The sequence below is a fragment of the Klebsiella grimontii genome (assembly GCF_042137965.1).
GTDB classification, from domain to species: Bacteria; Pseudomonadota; Gammaproteobacteria; order Enterobacterales; family Enterobacteriaceae; genus Klebsiella; species Klebsiella grimontii.
Genome location: NZ_CP169721.1, coordinates 5,264,251 through 5,281,629 on the forward strand (window position 1 = coordinate 5,264,251; position 17,379 = coordinate 5,281,629).

Genomic DNA, 17,379 nt, shown 5'->3' on the forward strand with positions numbered 1-17,379 from the left:
GAGAATACTGCCATGAATAAATATCTGAAAATTTTCAGCGGCACGCTCATGGGCGTAATGTTATCCACCAGCGCCTTTGCCGCCGCCGATTATGCTGTGGTCTTAAAAACCTTATCCAATCCGTTTTGGGTGGATATGAAAAAGGGCATAGAAGACGAAGCCAAAACGTTGGGCGTAAGCGTCGATATTTTTGCCTCCCCTTCCGAAGGCGATTTTCAGTCGCAGCTGCAGCTGTTTGAAGACCTGAGCAACAAAAACTACAAAGGTATCGCCTTTGCGCCCCTCTCCTCGGTAAACCTGGTGATGCCGGTGGCTAAAGCCTGGAAAAAGGGCATCTATCTGGTCAACCTCGATGAAAAAATCGATATGGATAACCTGAAGAAAGCCGGCGGCAACGTCGAGGCTTTCGTCACCACCGATAACGTGGCGGTTGGGGCGAAGGGCGCGGCTTTTATTATCGACAAGCTGGGTGCGGAAGGCGGCGAAGTGGCGATTATCGAAGGTAAAGCCGGTAACGCCTCCGGTGAAGCTCGCCGCAATGGCGCCACCGAAGCCTTCAAAAAAGCGAGCCAGATCAAGCTGGTTGCCAGCCAGCCCGCCGACTGGGACCGTATTAAAGCGCTGGACGTCGCCACGAACGTGCTGCAGCGTAACCCGAATGTTAAAGCGATTTACTGCGCCAACGACACCATGGCGATGGGCGTCGCCCAGGCCGTCGCCAACGCGGGTAAAACCGGCAAGGTGCTGGTGGTCGGTACCGACGGTATTCCGGAAGCGCGCAAAATGGTCGAGGCCGGACAGATGACCGCGACTATCGCGCAGAACCCGGCGGATATCGGCGCGACGGGCCTGAAGCTGATGGTCGATGCCGAGAAGAGCGGCAAGGTGATCCCGCTGGATAAAGCCCCGCAGTTTACGCTGGTGGATTCCATTCTGGTGACGAAGTAAGTCTGTAAATCCCCTTTTCCTTTGGGAGAGGGGAATTCACCCAGAGGTAATGAAGGAAATTTTCTATGCTCACGCCATATATTTCAATGGCGGGGATCGGCAAATCCTTTGGCCCGGTTCACGCATTAAAATCGGTTGATTTAACTATATACCCGCACGAAATACATGCGTTATTAGGGGAAAATGGTGCCGGTAAATCAACGCTGATGAAAGTATTGTCGGGAATCCATGAACCGACCAAAGGCACCATTACCATTAATAATGTCAACTACGACAAGCTGGACCATAAATTAGCGGCCCAGCTCGGCATCGGCATTATTTATCAGGAGCTCAGCGTCATTGATGAATTAACGGTGCTGGAGAATTTATATATTGGCCGTCATCTGACGAAAAAAGTCTGCGGCGTTAACGTCATCGACTGGCGAGAGATGCGCGTGCGGGCGGCAATGATGCTGCTGCGCGTCGGGCTGAAGATCGATTTAGACGAAAAGGTGGTGAATCTCTCCATCAGCCATAAGCAGATGCTGGAAATAGCCAAAACGCTGATGCTCGACGCCAAAGTGCTGATCATGGATGAGCCGACCTCCTCGCTGACCAACAAAGAGGTGGACTATCTGTTCCTGATCATGAACCAGCTGCGTAAAGAGGGCACCGCCATTGTTTATATCTCGCACAAGCTGGCGGAAATACGCCGCATCTGCGACCGCTACACGGTGATGAAAGACGGCAGCAGCGTCTGCAGCGGAATGGTCAGCGAAGTGAATAACGACGACATCGTACGCCTGATGGTCGGCCGCGAGCTGCAAAACCGCTTTAACGCCATGAAAGAGAGCACCGGCAATATCGTCCGCGAGACGGTATTCGAAGTGAAAAACGTTACCAGCCATGACAAAAAAAAGGTACGCGATATCTCATTTAGCGTGAATCGCGGCGAAATTCTCGGTTTTGCTGGGCTGGTCGGCTCCGGGCGCACGGAGCTCATGGACTGCCTGTTTGGGGTTGATAAACGTAGCGGCGGTGAAATTTATCTCAACGGCAAAGCGATCTCCCCCCGCTCGCCGCTGGACGCCTTAAAAAAAGGGATGGGCTACATCACCGAAAGCCGCCGGGAAAACGGCTTTTTCCCCAATTTTTCCATCGCTCAGAACATGGCGGTCAGCCAGAGCCTGAAGCGCGGCGGCTACAAAGGGGCCATGGGGCTGTTCCGCGAAGGCGACGAACGCAAAACGGCGGAAGAGCAGCGCAAGCTGCTGGCGCTGAAGTGCCATTCGGTCGATCAGAACATCACCGAGCTTTCCGGCGGCAACCAGCAGAAGGTGCTGATTTCCAAATGGCTGTGCTGCAGCCCCGAAGTGATCATTTTTGACGAGCCGACGCGCGGTATCGACGTCGGCGCGAAAGCCGAAATTTATAAAGTGATGCGCCAGCTGGCCGATGACGGAAAAGTCATCCTGATGGTGTCATCCGAACTACCTGAAATTATCGCCGTCTGCGACCGCATTGCCGTGTTCTGCGAAGGGCGACTGACGCAAATCCTGACCAATCGCGACGACTTGAGCGAAGAGGAGATTATGGCATGGGCATTACCACAAGAGTGAAAGGCGATATGGACGAGAAAAAACCGTTTAACTTCGCGCTATTCTGGGATAAATACGGCACCTTTTTTATCCTCGCCATTATCGTCGCGATCTTCGGCACCCTGTCGTCAGAGTACTTTCTGACGACCAACAACATTACGCAGATCTTCGTCCAAAGTTCGGTCACCGTCCTGATCGGCATGGGCGAATTCTTCGCGATCCTCGTCGCCGGGATCGATCTGTCGGTCGGGGCGATCCTCGCGCTCTCCGGGATGGTCACCGCTAAGCTGATGCTGGCGGGCGTCGATCCGTTCCTCGCGGCGCTGATTGGCGGCGTGCTGGTCGGCGGCGCGCTGGGCGCCATCAACGGCTGCCTGGTCAACTGGACCGGCCTGCACCCGTTCATTATCACCCTCGGCACCAACGCTATCTTTCGCGGTATCACCCTGGTGATTTCCGATGCCAACTCGGTATACGGCTTCTCGTTTGATTTCGTTAACTTCTTCGCCGCCACGCCGCTGGGTATACCGGTTCCGGTGATTTTCTCGCTGATTGTGGCGGTGATCCTCTGGTTCCTGACCACCCGCATGCGCGTGGGCCGCAACATCTACGCGCTGGGCGGTAACAAGAACTCCGCTTTCTACTCCGGTATCGACGTCAAATTCCACATGCTGCTGGTGTTCATTATCTCCGGCGTTTGCGCCGGGCTGGCGGGCGTGGTCTCCACCGCGCGTCTCGGGGCGGCGGAACCGCTGGCGGGGATGGGCTTTGAAACCTACGCCATCGCCAGCGCCATCATCGGCGGCACCAGCTTCTTCGGCGGCAAAGGACGCATCTTCTCGGTGGTCATCGGCGGCCTGATTATCGGCACCATCAATAACGGACTGAACATTCTGCAAGTACAAACCTACTACCAGCTGGTGGTAATGGGCGGATTAATCATCGCGGCTGTCGCCCTCGACCGTCTTATCAGTAAGTAAGGAATTTATAATGAAAATTGCTCCCTCTTTAATGTGTATGGATCTGCTGAAATTCAAAGAACAGATCGAGTTTATCGACCAGCACGCAGACTATTTTCACATCGACATTATGGACGGTCATTTTGTACCGAACCTGACCCTGTCGCCATTTTTCGTCGGCCAGGTGAAAAAGCTGGCCAGCAAGCCGCTGGACTGCCATCTGATGGTCACCCGCCCGCAGGACTACATTAGCCAGTTGGCGCAGGCGGGGGCGGATTTTATCACCCTGCATCCGGAAACGATTAACGGCCAGGCCTTCCGTCTGATCGAAGAGATCCGCCGCCACGGCATGAAGGTCGGGCTGATCCTCAACCCGGAAACCCCGGTCGAGGCCATGAAGTACTACATTCATAAAGCCGACAAAATCACGGTGATGACCGTCGATCCGGGCTTCGCCGGGCAGCCGTTTATCCCGGAGATGCTGGAAAAAATCGGCGAACTGAAAGCCTGGCGCGAGCGCGAAGGGCTGAACTACGAGATCGAAATCGATGGCTCCTGCAATAAAGCCACCTATCAAAAACTGATGGCGGCGGGCGCGGACGTCTTTATCGTCGGCACTTCAGGCCTCTTTAATCACGCCGAGAAGATTGAAGATGCGTGGCAGATCATGGTCGAGCAGATCCTGGCGGCGAAACACGAGGTACTGCCTCATGCAAAAACAGCGTAACGTTGTTGCGGGCGTGGATATGGGCGCGACCCATATCCGCCTTTGCCTGCAAACCGCGCAGGGCGAAGCGCTGCACTGCGAAAAGCGGCGCACCGCGGACGTGATTAGCGCCGACGGCCTGGTCAACGGCATTAAAAACCTGTTGCAGCAGCAGCTGACCCTGCACGACGCCCGTTGCTGCGGGCTGGTGATGGGGTTCCCGGCGCTGGTGGCAAAAGACAAGCGGACGATTATCTCAACGCCCAATCTACCTCTCGCCGCCGACGACCTCTACAACCTGGCCGACCGGCTGGAAGCAGCGCTATGCTGCCCGGTGGAGTTTTCCCGCGATGTGAATCTGCAGCTCTCTTTTGATGTACAGGAGAATGGCCTGCAGGAGCAGGAGGTGCTGGCGGCCTATCTTGGCACCGGTATGGGCTTCGCGGTCTGGCTGAACGGCGGGCCGTGGACCGGCGCGCACGGCGTGGCGGGCGAGCTGGGGCATATTCCGCTGGGCGATGACGCCCTCACCTGCGCCTGCGGCAACCCCGCCTGTCTGGAAACCGTTTGCTCCGGCATTGCGCTCAAGCGCTGGTATGAACAGCAGCCGCGAGCGTACGAGCTGGGCGAACTGTTCGTCCACGCCGAGCAGGAGCCGTTTGTCCAGACGTTGCTAAACCACGCCGCCCGCGCTATCGCCACCAGCGTCAACCTGTTCGATCCCGACGCGGTAATTCTTGGCGGCGGTGTGATGGATATGCCCGCCTTCCCGCGCGATACCTTAATCGCGATGGTCAAAACCTACGTTCGCCGTCCGCTGCCGTATCAGGCCGTACGCTTTATCGCCGCGTCATCATCAGCGTTTAACGGCGCCCAGGGCGCGGCGGCGCTGGCACGCAGCCGTTATTTACCCCTTCCTGTTACAGTATGATATTTAACGTCAGGCCGGATGCCGCTCATATCGGTATCTGGCCCATAATATGACCATAAATCATATGCAGTTAAATGCCCCTGATTTTATAAATCATAATTGAATGTAATAACTTCATTAATCACCCTATCGCAATCCGCACAAATACCTCATAAAAAGAGGTGCCCATCTCACATTTCTTATTCTATAAACATAAAAAAACATCTTATTATGGGAAAGAAATAAAGCAGCCCTTCTTTTAACTAAATAAATTCACAATACAAATGATAAATGGAGATTTATATGAATAACTTGCAGTTATTCCGTTTGAACAGGACTTTTATTGCCATTGCTGTCGCAACAGGGTTATTAGTTAACACCTCTTTTGCGAGCGAAACCGCCCAGCCAGCCACGCAATATACGCAGCAAATTAACCAGCAATATACTCAGTCGCTACCCTTTAACGACCGTCAGGACTTTGATGATGCGCAGCGGGGATTTATCGCCCCGCTTCTCAATCAAGGTATTCTGAAAAATGCTGATGGGAAAACCTATTATCGGGGGGAGGATTATAAATTCGATATCAATGCGCCAGCCCCCGACACGGTGAACCCCAGCCTGTGGCGGCAGTCGCAAATCAACGGTATTTCCGGCCTGTTTAAAGTCACCGAACGCATGTATCAGGTCCGCGGCCAGGATATTTCCAATATTACCTTTATTGAAGGCGATACGGGTATCATCGTTGTTGATCCCCTTGTCAGCCCGGAAGCCGCAAAATCCAGCCTCGACCTCTACTATCAGCATCGCCCGCAAAAACCTATTGTTGCCGTCATCTATACCCATAGCCACACCGATCACTATGGCGGCGTCAAAGGTATCGTCAGCGAAGAGGATGTTAAAACAGGCAAAGTGCAGGTTATTGCTCCAGCCGGGTTTATGGAAGAAGCCATCAGCGAAAACGTGCTGGCCGGGAATATTATGAACCGCCGGGTTCTCTACTCTTATGGTCTGTTGCTACCCCATAACGCTCAGGGCAATATCGGCAACGGTCTGGGCGTCACCATCAGCGCGGGCAACCCAACGATCATCGCCCCGACCAAATCGATAACCAAAACCGGTGAAAAACTGAATATCGATGGCCTGGAATTTGACTTTTTAATGGCGCCGGGCAGCGAGGCGCCATCAGAAATGCACTTCTATATCCCGGCGCTTAAAGCATTATGTACCGCAGAAAATACCACCCATACGCTGCATAACTTCTACACCCTGCGCGGCGCTAAAACGCGCGATACCAGTAAATGGACCGATTACCTGAATGAAACGCTCGATATGTGGGGCAACCAGGCTGAAGTGCTGTTTATGCCGCATACCTGGCCGGTCTGGGGTAACCAGCACATTAACGACTATATCGGCAAATATCGCGACACCATCAAGTATATCCATGACCAGACGCTCCATCTGGCTAATCAGGGCTATACGATGAACGAAATCGGCAACATGATTAAGTTGCCCCCAGCGCTGGAGAATAACTGGGCCAGCCGCGGCTACTATGGTTCCGTAAGCCACAACGCCCGCGCGGTTTATAACTTCTATCTCGGTTACTTTGACGGCAACCCGGCCAACCTCAACCCCTACGGCCAGGTCGATATGGGTAAACGCTACGTCGAAGCGCTGGGCGGCGCAAAACAGGCAATTGAGCTGGCGCAAAAAGCTTATGACAAGGGCGACTATCGCTGGACGTCAGAACTGCTCAAGCAGGTGATTGCCGCCGAACCGCAAAACCAGGCGGCAAAAGATCTGCAAGCGAATTCCTTTGAGCAATTGGGTTATCAGGCGGAGTCCGCAACCTGGCGCGGTTTCTACTTAACCGGCGCGAAAGAGCTGCGCGAAGGCGTGCATAAACTCACCCACAATACCTCAAATTCACCCGACACCATCAAGGGTATGACGGTCGAAATGCTGTTTGATTACATGGCAGTCCGTCTGGATAGCGAGAAAGCGGCAGGCAAAAATATCAGCCTGAATTTCAATCTTGATCGAGGCGAAACCCTGAATCTGACGCTGAACAATAGCGTGCTCAACTATCGCCAGGCTTCTCAGCAGAAGCCCGATGCATCCTTCACTATCAGCCGTGCTGACCTGCACGACGTGTTGACCGGCCAGGCCAAAATGGCCGATCTGCTGAAAACAGGGAAAGCCAAAGTCACCGGCGATGCGGCAAAGCTGGATGAAATCTTCTCCACGCTCGATCAATTTGAACTGTGGGTGAATATCGTTACGCCTAATTAATCAGGCTCGCTTCCGGAAATTTCTATTCTTTTCCGGAAGCGAATACATCCATGAGGGAAATATAAACACCTAAAAACAATAAAAAATATAAATAAGTCATGAATGCGGATGATTAATAAAGACATTTCACTCTCAATTAAAAATGGGGATACTGTGACCTCTTTTTCCTGTTTTACATTCACACGGGATATTTTTCGCAATAGACAGGATGTATTTCATTATGCAAACGGTTAAATCCAGTATTGTGATGCAGCTAAAAAATATATGCTGGCTCACTCCGGCCGCATTGTTGACGGGATGTACATTATCTCCGGCAATTCCGGTCATTGGCGCCTATTATCCTGGATGGCTCTTCTGCATTATTGCCGGAGTCATCCTTACGCTCATCACGCGGCGGGTTATTCTGCTCAAATATAAAATGCCAGCGCTTGCAGGCGTTATTTATACCGCCCTTTTTGCTCTCTACTCCATGCTGTTCTGGCTGGTATTTTTCTAACCCCTATTGAGATGCACTCATGGAAAGTTCGTCGAAAAAAATTCCTCGCAATAAATTACCGGCTCTGCTTCTGGTACTACTGGCCGTCGTCGTTTTACTCGTTGTCATCTGGCGACTGGATAGCGCGCCCGCTACTAACGACGCCTACGCTTCAGCGGATACGATTGATGTGGTTCCGGAAGTCAGCGGCCGCATTGTCGAACTGGCGGTTAGCGATAACCAGCAGGTCAAGCAGGGCGATCTGCTGTTTCGCATCGATCCCCGGACCTATGAAATGAACCTGGCGAAGGCCGAAGCTTCTCTTGCCGCGCTGGATAAACAGATTATGCTCACCCAGCGCAGCGTAGACGCGCAAAAATATGGCGCTGACTCCGTTCAGGCGACGGTCGCCAAAGCCCGCGCGGCGGCTAAACAGGCCAGCGATACCCTGCGCCGCACCGAGCCGTTGCTCAAGGAAGGTTTTGTTTCCGCAGAGGATGTCGATCGCGCCAGAACGGCGCAGCGCGCCGCCGCAGCCGACCTTAATGCGGTATTGCTCCAGGCGCAACAGGCCGCCAGCGCGGTCAGCGGCATCGATGCGCTGGTTGCCCAGCGAGTCGCCGTTGAAGCAGATATCGCGCTCACTAAACTACATCTTGAAATGGCCACGGTTCGCGCACCGTTCGATGGACGGGTGGTCGCATTAAAAACCTCCATCGGCCAGTTTGCCTCCGCTATGCGTCCGCTCTTTACCCTGATTGATACCCGCCACTGGTACGTCATCGCCAACTTCCGCGAAACGGAGTTGAAAAACATCCACCCCGGCACACCGGTCACCATCCGTCTGATGAGCGATAGCGGCAAAACCTTCGCCGGTAAGGTCGATTCCGTCGGCTACGGCGTACTGCCTGACGACGGTGGTCTGGTGCTGGGCGGTCTGCCGCGGGTTTCCCGTTCGATTAACTGGGTTCGCGTGGCCCAGCGTTTCCCGGTAAAAATCATGGTGGATAAACCCGACGCAGAGATGTTCCGCATCGGCGCATCGGCGGTCGCCACTCTCGAGCCGCAATGATGAACGCGCTTAATTACCTGCCGCTGCCGCTGGTCAAGGCGCTGGCTTTTTTTCGCGAGGAATTAAGCGAAGAGCGCCCCGGCAGAGTGCCGCAAACCATGCAGCTTTGGGTTGGCTGCCTGCTGGTGGTGCTGATCTCAATGACCTTCGAGATCCCCTTTCTGGCGCTCTCGCTGGCGGTGCTGTTTTACGGTATCCAGTCCAACGCGTTCTATACCAAATTCGTGGCGATCCTGTTCGTGGTGGCCACGGCGATGGAGATCGGCAGCTTATTTCTGATCTACAAATGGTCCTACAGCTATCCGCTCGTGCGGCTGATCGTCGCTGGCGTAATTTTGCTGGGCTGTATGTTTATGATGCGCGCCCATCGCCTGGGACTGGTCTTCTTTGCCGTGGCGATTGTCTCAATCTACGGGCAATCTTTCCCCGGAATGCTGGACTACCCCGAAGTCGTCGTTCGTCTGACGCTATGGTGCATCGTCGTGGGGCTCTACCCGACGCTGCTAATGGTGCTGATCGGCGTCCTGTGGTTTCCCACCCGCGCCGCGGATCAGATGCGCGAAGCCCTGTGCGCGCGGCTTGATGACGCCGCCAGCCGCCTGACGCAATCCGCCGAACCGCTACCTGAAAAGCGTATTGAACGGGAAGCGTTGGCGCTGCAAAAACTGAACGTCTTCTGTATGGCCGATGATGCCGACTGGCGGGCAAGAAGCGCATGGTGGCAAACCTGCGTCACGACGGTGACCTACCTTTACGCCACGCTGAACCGCTACGACGCCGCCGTGTTTGCCAAAAATCAGGCAATCGACCCTCTACGGCAAAAGCTGCAAAGCGCAATCGCCGACCTGCAAAACGCCATTAGCAACGGGGAAACCTGGCATAGCGAGTGGCAACTGAGCGCTGAAGAAACTGCGGCGGCGCGTGAATGCGGGCTGGAAAATTGCTGTCAGCTTCTGCTGCAGCTTGGCCGTATGGATCCCGAGACGCCGCCCACGCCAGCCGCCAAACCACCCTCCATGGCGCCGGATGCTTTCACTAATCCAGACTATATTCGCTATGCCCTGAAAACGCTGCTGGCGTGCATGATCTGCTACGTCTTTTATTCCGGCGTCGATTGGGAAGGAATTCACACCTGCATGTTGACCTGCATTATCGTCGCTAACCCCAGTCTCGGCTCGTCGTATCAGAAAATGACCCTGCGTTTCGGCGGCGCATTCTGCGGCGCGATCCTCGCCCTGCTGATGACCATTTTTGTGATGCCATGGCTGGATAATATCGTCGAACTGCTGTTGGTGCTGGCGCCTTTTTTTCTTATCACGTCATGGATCGCCACCGGCTCAGAACGCTCTTCATACATCGGCACGCAAATGGTGGTTACCTTCGCGCTGGCGACGCTGGAAAACGTCTTCGGTCCGGTCTACGACCTGGTGGAAATCCGCGATCGCGCCTTCGGTATTATGATTGGCACCGTGGTTTCAGCGGTGATTTACACCTTTATCTGGCCGGAAAGCGAAGCGAAAGCGCTGCCGCAAAAGTTGGCGGGCGCGCTGGGGCTGCTTGGCAAGTTGCTCCGCGTTCCGCGCCAGCAGGAAGCCGCCGCTCAGCGAACCTATCTGCAACTGCGCGTCGGCGTTCATGCGGCGTTGAATAGCTGCGAAGAGATCTGCGAGCGGGTGGCGCTGGAGCGCCAGCTTGACGATGACCAGCGTCTGCTGCTGGTGAAACGTAGCCAGGCGGTCATTCAGCAAGGGCGCGAAATCCTCTACGCCTGGGATGCCACCTGGAATGACGCCCAGGCGCTGGATAATTCGCTATTGCAGGAGCGGGCCGGGCGTTTTGCCGATGCCCTGGAAAAATATGCCGCCGGGCTGGCCGCCGCAGCCAGCACTCCCCCGTTCATCGAGCTTATCGACACCGCCATTTCACCCACGCTATATCAACAGGAGCAACGCGTCATGCAGCAAATGGCCCGTTTACCGGACTGGACTCGCCCGGCGCTGACGCCAGCCGAAGAGCAAGTGCAAGGAGCCGCTCAACTATGACCCGTAACCTTTCACGCTTACTACTCTGCGGTCTGCTCGGTAGCGCTACGGCGCTTTCCGGCTGCGCGCTGGTGCGCAAAGATTCCACGCCGCATCAACAGCTGCAGCCAGAGCAGATTAAGCTGGCCAGCGATATCCATCTCGCCAGCCAGGGATGGCCGCAGGCGCAGTGGTGGCGTCAGTTCAATGACCCGCAGCTTGACGCCTTAATTCAGCGCTCGCTTTCCGGGTCGCACACGCTTGCCGAAGCGAAACTGCGTGAAGAAAAAGCGCAATCGCAGGCCGATCTGCTGGAAGCCGGTACGCAGCTTCAGGTTGCCGCCATGGGGATGCTCAACCGCCAGCGCGTTTCAACCAATGGTTTCCTTGGCCCGTTCGCCGACCAATCCGACAGTCGGCTCATGCCGATGGACGGCCCCTACTATACCGAGGGCACCGTTGGGCTGCTCGCCGGTCTGGATCTGGATTTATGGGGCGTCCACCGTTCTGCCGTTGCTGCGGCTATCGGCGCGCAAAACGCCGCCGTCGCCGAGACAGCCACCGTAGAGCTGGCGATCTCCACCGGCGTCGCTCAGCTTTACTACAGCATGCAGGCCAGCTATCAGATGCTCGACCTGTTGCAACAAACCCGCGAAGTCATTGAGTATGCGGTAGAAGCGCACCAGAGTAAGGTTGCCCATGGCCTGGAGGCGCAGGTGCCTTATCACGGCGCCCGAGCGCAGGTGCTGGCGGTCGATAAACAGATCGCCGCGGTAAAAGGGCAGATCGTCGAAACTCGTGAAACTCTGCGCGCCCTGATCGGCGCGGGGGCTGGCGATCTCCCTGCGATCAAGCCCGTATCTCTGCCGCGGGTGCAAACCGGTATTCCAGCTACGCTCTCCTACGATTTGCTGGCCCGACGTCCGGATCTACAGGCTATGCGCTGGTATGTCCAGGCTTCGCTGAATCAGGTGAACGCCGCGCGCGCCCTGTTCTACCCGAGCTTTGATATCAAGGCGTTCTTCGGCGTCGATTCCATTCACCTGGATAAACTGTTCGAAAACCGCAGCAAGCAGATCAACTTTATTCCTGGCCTGACGCTGCCGCTGTTTGATGGCGGACGCCTGAATGCGAACCTCGAGAGCACCCGCGCCTCCAGCAACATGCTGATTGAGCGCTATAACCAGTCGGTGCTCGACGCCGTGCGCGATGTCGCTATCAACGGCACGCGCCTGCAAACGCTGAACGATGAGCGCACAATGCAGGCTGAGCGGGTCAGCGCTTTCCGCTACACCCAGGCCGCCGCCGAAGCGGCCTATAAACGCGGGCTTAGCAGCCGTTTGCTGGCGACCGAAGCCAGACTGCCGGTGCTGGCGGAAGAGATGTCGTTACTGATACTCGATTCCCGGCGTGTAGTTCAGAGTATTCAGCTGATCAAAACGCTAGGCGGCGGCTACCAGGCGCCGGTAGCCAAAAAATAACCCTGATGCCGCGTGACGTCCGTCGCGCGGTATTTTCATCGACACGTCAAAACTGACGATAGCCTGCTTTTCGTCATCATTTCGCCCAAAAAAACGACGTATTATCAGTCGATACCCACAATGAAAACATGGCATAGAAGATGCATATTGATGGCGCGATAGCGCGTGTGCGCCAATTGATTAACTGGAGCAAGACCGATGAAAAAAGTCGTCACGGTTTGCCCGTATTGCGCATCAGGTTGCAAAATTAACCTGGTGGTCGATAACGGCAAAATCGTCCGGGCTGAGGCGGCACAGGGGAAAACCAACCAGGGTACCCTGTGTCTGAAAGGCTATTATGGCTGGGACTTTATTAACGATACCCAGATCCTGACCCCGCGCCTAAAAACCCCCATGATCCGTCGCCAGCGTGGCGGCAAACTGGAATCCGTCTCCTGGGATGAGGCGCTCGACTACGTCGCCACTCGTCTCAGCGCCATTAAAGAGAAGTATGGCCCGGACGCGATTCAGACTACCGGTTCGTCCCGTGGGACGGGTAATGAAACCAACTATGTGATGCAAAAATTCGCGCGCGCCGTTATTGGTACCAATAACGTTGACTGCTGCGCTCGCGTCTGACACGGCCCTTCGGTTGCAGGTCTGCACCAATCGGTCGGTAACGGCGCTATGAGTAATGCCATCACCGAGATCGACAACACCGACCTCGTGTTTATCTTCGGGTACAACCCGGCAGATTCACACCCTATTGTGGCGAATCACGTGATTAACGCCAAACGCAATGGGGCGAAAATCATCGTCTGCGATCCGCGTAAAATCGAAACCGCGCGCATCGCCGATATGCACATTGCGCTGAAAAACGGCTCGAACATCGCGCTGCTCAACGCCATCGGGCATGTCATTATCGAAGAGGATCTCTACGATAAATCCTTCGTCGCCAGCCGTTCCGAGGGCTTCGAAGAGTATCGCAAAATCGTCGAAGGCTATACGCCGGAGTCGGTGGAAGAGATTACCGGCGTCAGCGCTCAGGAGATCCGCGCCTGCGCCCGCATGTACGCCAACGCAAAGTCCGCCGCGATCCTGTGGGGGATGGGCGTGACCCAGTTCTATCAGGGCGTGGAGACCGTGCGTTCGCTGACCAGCCTGGCGATCCTGACCGGCAACCTCGGCAAGCCGAGCGTCGGCGTTAACCCGGTACGTGGCCAGAACAACGTTCAGGGCGCCTGCGATATGGGCGCGCTGCCGGATACCTATCCGGGCTATCAGTACGTCAAGTTCCCGGAAAATCGCGAGAAGTTCGCCAAAGCCTGGGGCGTTGAAAGCCTGCCGGAACATACCGGCTATCGCATCAGCGAGCTGCCGCACCGCGCGGCGCACGGCGAAGTGCGGGCAGCGTACATCATGGGGGAAGATCCACTCCAGACCGACGCCGAGCTGTCCGCCGTGCGTAAGGCTTTCGACGATCTGGAACTGGTTATCGTCCAGGATATTTTCATGACCAAAACCGCCTCAGCGGCCGACGTCATCCTGCCGTCCACCTCGTGGGGCGAGCATGAAGGCGTCTATACCGCAGCGGACCGCGGCTTCCAGCGCTTCTTTAAAGCGGTAGAGCCGAAGTGGGACCTGAAAACCGACTGGCAGATCATCAGCGAAATCGCCACCCGTATGGGCTATAAGATGCACTACAACAACACCCAGGAGATCTGGGACGAGTTGCGTCATCTGTGCCCGGATTTCTACGGCGCCACCTACGAGAAAATGGGCGAGCTGGGTTACGTGATGTGGCCATGCCGCGATGAGTCCGACGCTGACCAGGGGACCTCTTATCTGTTTAAAGAGAAGTTTGATACCCCGAACGGTCTGGCGCAGTTCTTCACCTGCGACTGGGTCGCGCCGATTGACAAGCTCACCGACGAGTATCCGATGGTGCTGTCGACGGTGCGTGAAGTCGGCCACTACTCGTGTCGTTCGATGACCGGCAACTGTGCGGCGCTGGCCGCGCTGGCGGATGAACCGGGCTACGCGCAGATCAACACCGCCGATGCCGAGCGTTTAGGCATTGAGGATGAAGCGCTGGTGTGGGTGAACTCGCGTAAAGGCAAAATCATCACCCGCGCGCAGGTCAGCGATCGCCCAAATAAAGGGGCGGTTTATATGACCTACCAGTGGTGGATTGGCGCCTGTAACGAGCTGGTTTCTGAGAACCTGAGCCCGATAACCAAAACGCCGGAGTACAAGTACTGCGCCGTCAACATTGAGCCGATTGCCGACCAGCGGGCCGCCGAGCAGTACGTGATTGACGAGTACAACAAGCTGAAAACCCGTCTGCGCGAAAGCGCGCTGGGCTAATAAGGCCGCCTCCCCGGAGGTGGCGCTTCGCACCTGTCCGGGCTACAGAATCCGTAGCCCGGGCAAGGCGTTTACGCCGCCCCCGGGAAACAGACGGCACGACTCTTCGGGTAAAACATAAGTATTCCCCACAAGTTCCCGTCGTTTTCTTCTCCTTCACCTGCCTTTATACTGCTCGCTATGTCCTCTACCGATAATAAAAAATGAAATACCTCTTTTTACTGCTGGTGATGGCAAGCGTCGCCGCAGGCGCCATGGAACCCGGCAGCCAATACAAACCGCAGGCCGAAGCGGGCGACCCGCGCGCGCAGTATTACCTGGCGGATACCTACGTTAGCTTCGGCGATTTTCCGCAGGCCGAATACTGGGCGCAAAAAGCGGCGGACAACGGCGACGGCGATGCGCTGGCGCTGCTGGCCCAGCTCAAAATCCGTAACCCGCAGCAGGCCGACTATCTCCAGGCGAAAGCGCTGGCGGAAAAATCCATCCAGACGGGTAGCAGGGCGGGAGAAATAGTCCTCGCCCGGGTGCTGGTAAATCAGCAGGCCGGTACGCCGAACTATCCGCACGCCATCTCCCTGTTACAGCATGCCGCCCAGGATCCGGAAAGCGACTCCGCCGTCGATGCCCAGATGCTGCTGGGGCTGATCTACGCCAGCGGCGTTCATCCGCCGGAGGATGACGCAAAAGCGACGCAGTATTTCAAAGAGAGCTCCGCCCTCTCCCGCACCGGCTACGCCGAGTACTGGGCCGGGATGCTTTTCCAGCAGGGAGAAAAAGGCTTTATCGAACCGAACAAGCAAAAAGCGCTGCACTGGCTCAACGTCAGCTGTCAGGAGGGGTTTGATACCGGCTGTGAAGAGTTCGACAGGATCAGTAAACGATAAGAAAAAGCCCGGTGCGATGTCACCGGGCCTGCTGTTTTATTGCGCCGTTTTATCAAATTTGCCCAGCACTTCACGCTCATACGCCAGCGCTTTTTTGCGGTCAAATTTATGTTCCCACTTGGCGATAACCAGCACCGCCAGCGCGTTACCCACCACGTTCAGCGCGGTACGCGCCATATCGAGGATCCGGTCAACGCCGGCGATAAAGGCCAGACCTTCCAGCGGAATGCCCACGCTGCCCAGCGTCGCCAGCAGCACCACGAAGGAGACGCCCGGCACGCCGGCAATCCCTTTCGACGTCACCATCAGCGTCAGCACGAGGGTAATTTCCTGCCAGATGGAGAGGTCGATACCGTACAGCTGGGCAATAAAGATCGCCGCAATGCTCTGATACAGCGTTGAGCCATCGAGGTTAAACGAGTAGCCGGTCGGCACCACGAAGCTGGTGATCGACGCCGGCGCGCCATAGGCTTCCATCTTCTCAATAATACGCGGCAGCACGCTCTCGGAGCTGGCGGTAGAGTAGGCCAGAATCAGCTCATCCTTCAGAATGCGGATCAGGGTCCAGATGCTCAGTCCGCACACCCGCGCCACGATGCCTAATACCACCAGCGCGAAGAACAGGATCGCGAAGTAAACCAGAATCACCAGCTTCGCCAGCGGCCACAGCGAAGCGAAGCCGAAGGTCGCCACGGTCACCGAGATCAGCGCGAACACGCCGACTGGCGCATAGCGCATCACCATGTGCGTCACTTTGAACATGGTTTCAGAGATAGAGCGGAACACCGTAACCAGCGGTTCGCGGTGGGTGGCGGGCAGCGAGGAGAGGCCGAGACCAAACAGCACCGAGAAGAAGATGATCGGCAGCATGTCGCCTTTCGCCATCGAGGCCACGATATTGGTCGGTACCAGCGAGAGGATCGTGCCCATCAGGCCATGCGCGTGGCTCTGCACTTCCGCCGTGGTGTTTTGATACTTTGAAATATCCACCGCCGCCAGCTGCGACATATCGATCCCGCTCCCCGGCTGGAAGACGTTGGCCAGGGTAATCCCCAGCACGATAGCCACCGTGGTGATCACTTCAAAATAGATAATGGTTTTCGCGCCGATACGGCCCAGCTGCTTCGCATCGCCCACGCCCGCAATACCGACCACCAGGGTCGAAATAACGATCGGTACGACGATCATTTTAATCAGATGGATAAAGATATCGCCCGCCGGGGTCAGCAGATTCGAGATCAGCCAATCACGGCTTTCGGCGTGGTAATGCAGGTAACTGCCCAGAAGTATGCCCAGCACCAGGGCCAGCAAAATTTGCCAGGCCAGGCTGACTTTTGTTTTTTTCTTCACTACAGACTTCCTCAATGAAAGGCACCATTCCAGGAGGTAATGGCGCCCACTGAAAGGGGTATGAATTGTGTTGCGTTGCTTTATAGGGTTATTTAACGCGCAATATCAGTATCATTTGCACGGCATGCTGCGCAAGTCTTTAAGAACAGCGGTTTACTCTGATTTTATGCATAAACCCGCTAATATCCCCACCTTATGTTGCATAAGTATTTGTTATAAAAAATATTTAATATATTCAATTTCTATAAATCCATTTCTGAAATTATTTCACCTCAAAGTTTCATTTGATTGCTTTTCATTCAATTTATTTATTGCGTGATCTGCCCCCCAAATAGCAAACAAAGCCGCCAAAGCCCCT

13 protein-coding genes are annotated in these 17,379 nt (G+C 55.5%); 12 read left to right on the forward strand and 1 reads right to left on the reverse strand.

The annotated features are described in order from the left end of the window. Positions 1-12 precede the first annotated feature (12 nt). The 12 genes from alsB to ACE3MN_RS24750 all read left to right on the forward strand — a co-directional run bounded on the left by alsB (position 13) and on the right by ACE3MN_RS24750 (position 15,671). Positions 13-948, forward strand: a complete 936-nt coding sequence (gene alsB, locus ACE3MN_RS24695) for a D-allose transporter substrate-binding protein (protein WP_004137475.1) — start codon at positions 13-15, stop codon at positions 946-948. A gap of 65 nt (positions 949-1,013) precedes the next feature. Beyond that, entirely contained in the window at positions 1,014-2,546 is a 1,533-nt protein-coding gene (gene alsA / locus ACE3MN_RS24700; protein WP_004137476.1) for a D-allose ABC transporter ATP-binding protein AlsA, read from the forward strand. Further along, complete coding sequence (gene alsC, locus ACE3MN_RS24705; RefSeq protein ID WP_004137477.1) at positions 2,525-3,505, forward strand: D-allose ABC transporter permease; 981 nt, start codon at positions 2,525-2,527, stop codon at positions 3,503-3,505. The genes alsA and alsC overlap by 22 nt, the downstream gene beginning before the upstream one ends. Before the next feature lie 10 nt (positions 3,506-3,515). After that, on the forward strand, positions 3,516-4,211 hold the full coding sequence (gene alsE / locus ACE3MN_RS24710) for a D-allulose 6-phosphate 3-epimerase (RefSeq protein ID WP_004137478.1): 696 nt from the start codon (positions 3,516-3,518) through the stop codon (positions 4,209-4,211). Further along, on the forward strand, positions 4,195-5,121 hold the full coding sequence (gene alsK, locus ACE3MN_RS24715) for an allose kinase (RefSeq protein WP_064371513.1): 927 nt from the start codon (positions 4,195-4,197) through the stop codon (positions 5,119-5,121). Before alsE ends, alsK begins: the two co-directional genes overlap by 17 nt. Before the next feature lie 282 nt (positions 5,122-5,403). Beyond that, on the forward strand, positions 5,404-7,389 hold the full coding sequence (locus ACE3MN_RS24720) for an alkyl/aryl-sulfatase (RefSeq protein WP_375364206.1): 1,986 nt from the start codon (positions 5,404-5,406) through the stop codon (positions 7,387-7,389). Between the two features lie 220 nt (positions 7,390-7,609). After that, positions 7,610-7,885: a YtcA family lipoprotein gene (locus tag ACE3MN_RS24725; protein WP_024360211.1), complete on the forward strand. Its 276-nt coding sequence runs from the start codon at positions 7,610-7,612 to the stop codon at positions 7,883-7,885. 19 nt (positions 7,886-7,904) lie between these two features. Then, positions 7,905-8,936, forward strand: a complete 1,032-nt coding sequence (mdtN, locus tag ACE3MN_RS24730) for a multidrug transporter subunit MdtN (protein WP_375364207.1) — start codon at positions 7,905-7,907, stop codon at positions 8,934-8,936. Beyond that, positions 8,936-10,978 carry a multidrug efflux transporter permease subunit MdtO gene (gene mdtO, locus ACE3MN_RS24735; RefSeq protein WP_375364394.1) on the forward strand — a complete coding sequence of 681 codons (2,043 nt, stop codon included), beginning with the start codon at positions 8,936-8,938 and terminating at the stop codon, positions 10,976-10,978. The genes mdtN and mdtO overlap by 1 nt, the downstream gene beginning before the upstream one ends. After that, the gene (locus ACE3MN_RS24740; protein WP_024360208.1) at positions 10,975-12,438 is read left to right on the forward strand and encodes an MdtP family multidrug efflux transporter outer membrane subunit; all 1,464 of its coding nucleotides are present in this window, start codon (positions 10,975-10,977) and stop codon (positions 12,436-12,438) included. The genes mdtO and ACE3MN_RS24740 overlap by 4 nt, the downstream gene beginning before the upstream one ends. Before the next feature lie 198 nt (positions 12,439-12,636). Continuing rightward, complete coding sequence (fdhF, locus tag ACE3MN_RS24745; protein WP_077598917.1) at positions 12,637-14,784, forward strand: formate dehydrogenase subunit alpha; 2,148 nt, start codon at positions 12,637-12,639, stop codon at positions 14,782-14,784. 203 nt (positions 14,785-14,987) lie between these two features. Beyond that, positions 14,988-15,671: a tetratricopeptide repeat protein gene (locus ACE3MN_RS24750; RefSeq protein ID WP_024360207.1), complete on the forward strand. Its 684-nt coding sequence runs from the start codon at positions 14,988-14,990 to the stop codon at positions 15,669-15,671. A gap of 36 nt (positions 15,672-15,707) precedes the next feature. Here the strand turns inward: ACE3MN_RS24750 and gltP are convergent, their stop codons facing one another. Then, positions 15,708-17,021: a glutamate/aspartate:proton symporter GltP gene (gene gltP / locus ACE3MN_RS24755; RefSeq protein WP_004109428.1), complete on the reverse strand. Its 1,314-nt coding sequence runs from the start codon at positions 17,019-17,021 to the stop codon at positions 15,708-15,710. Positions 17,022-17,379: the final 358 nt, after the last annotated feature.

Bases quoted from the DNA above. Each gene is read 5' to 3' on its own strand.
- alsC (WP_004137477.1), top strand. From the start codon at position 2,525: ATGGGCATTACCACAAGAGTGAAAGGCGATATGGACGAGAAAAAACCG.
- ACE3MN_RS24740 (WP_024360208.1), top strand. From the start codon at position 10,975: ATGACCCGTAACCTTTCACGCTTACTACTCTGCGGTCTGCTCGGTAGC.
- ACE3MN_RS24720 (WP_375364206.1), top strand. From the start codon at position 5,404: ATGAATAACTTGCAGTTATTCCGTTTGAACAGGACTTTTATTGCCATT.
- mdtO (WP_375364394.1), top strand. From the start codon at position 8,936: ATGAACGCGCTTAATTACCTGCCGCTGCCGCTGGTCAAGGCGCTGGCT.
- ACE3MN_RS24725 (WP_024360211.1), top strand. From the start codon at position 7,610: ATGCAAACGGTTAAATCCAGTATTGTGATGCAGCTAAAAAATATATGC.
- alsB (WP_004137475.1), top strand. From the start codon at position 13: ATGAATAAATATCTGAAAATTTTCAGCGGCACGCTCATGGGCGTAATG.
- ACE3MN_RS24750 (WP_024360207.1), top strand. From the start codon at position 14,988: ATGAAATACCTCTTTTTACTGCTGGTGATGGCAAGCGTCGCCGCAGGC.
- alsK (WP_064371513.1), top strand. From the start codon at position 4,195: ATGCAAAAACAGCGTAACGTTGTTGCGGGCGTGGATATGGGCGCGACC.
- mdtN (WP_375364207.1), top strand. From the start codon at position 7,905: ATGGAAAGTTCGTCGAAAAAAATTCCTCGCAATAAATTACCGGCTCTG.
- alsE (WP_004137478.1), top strand. From the start codon at position 3,516: ATGAAAATTGCTCCCTCTTTAATGTGTATGGATCTGCTGAAATTCAAA.
- alsA (WP_004137476.1), top strand. From the start codon at position 1,014: ATGCTCACGCCATATATTTCAATGGCGGGGATCGGCAAATCCTTTGGC.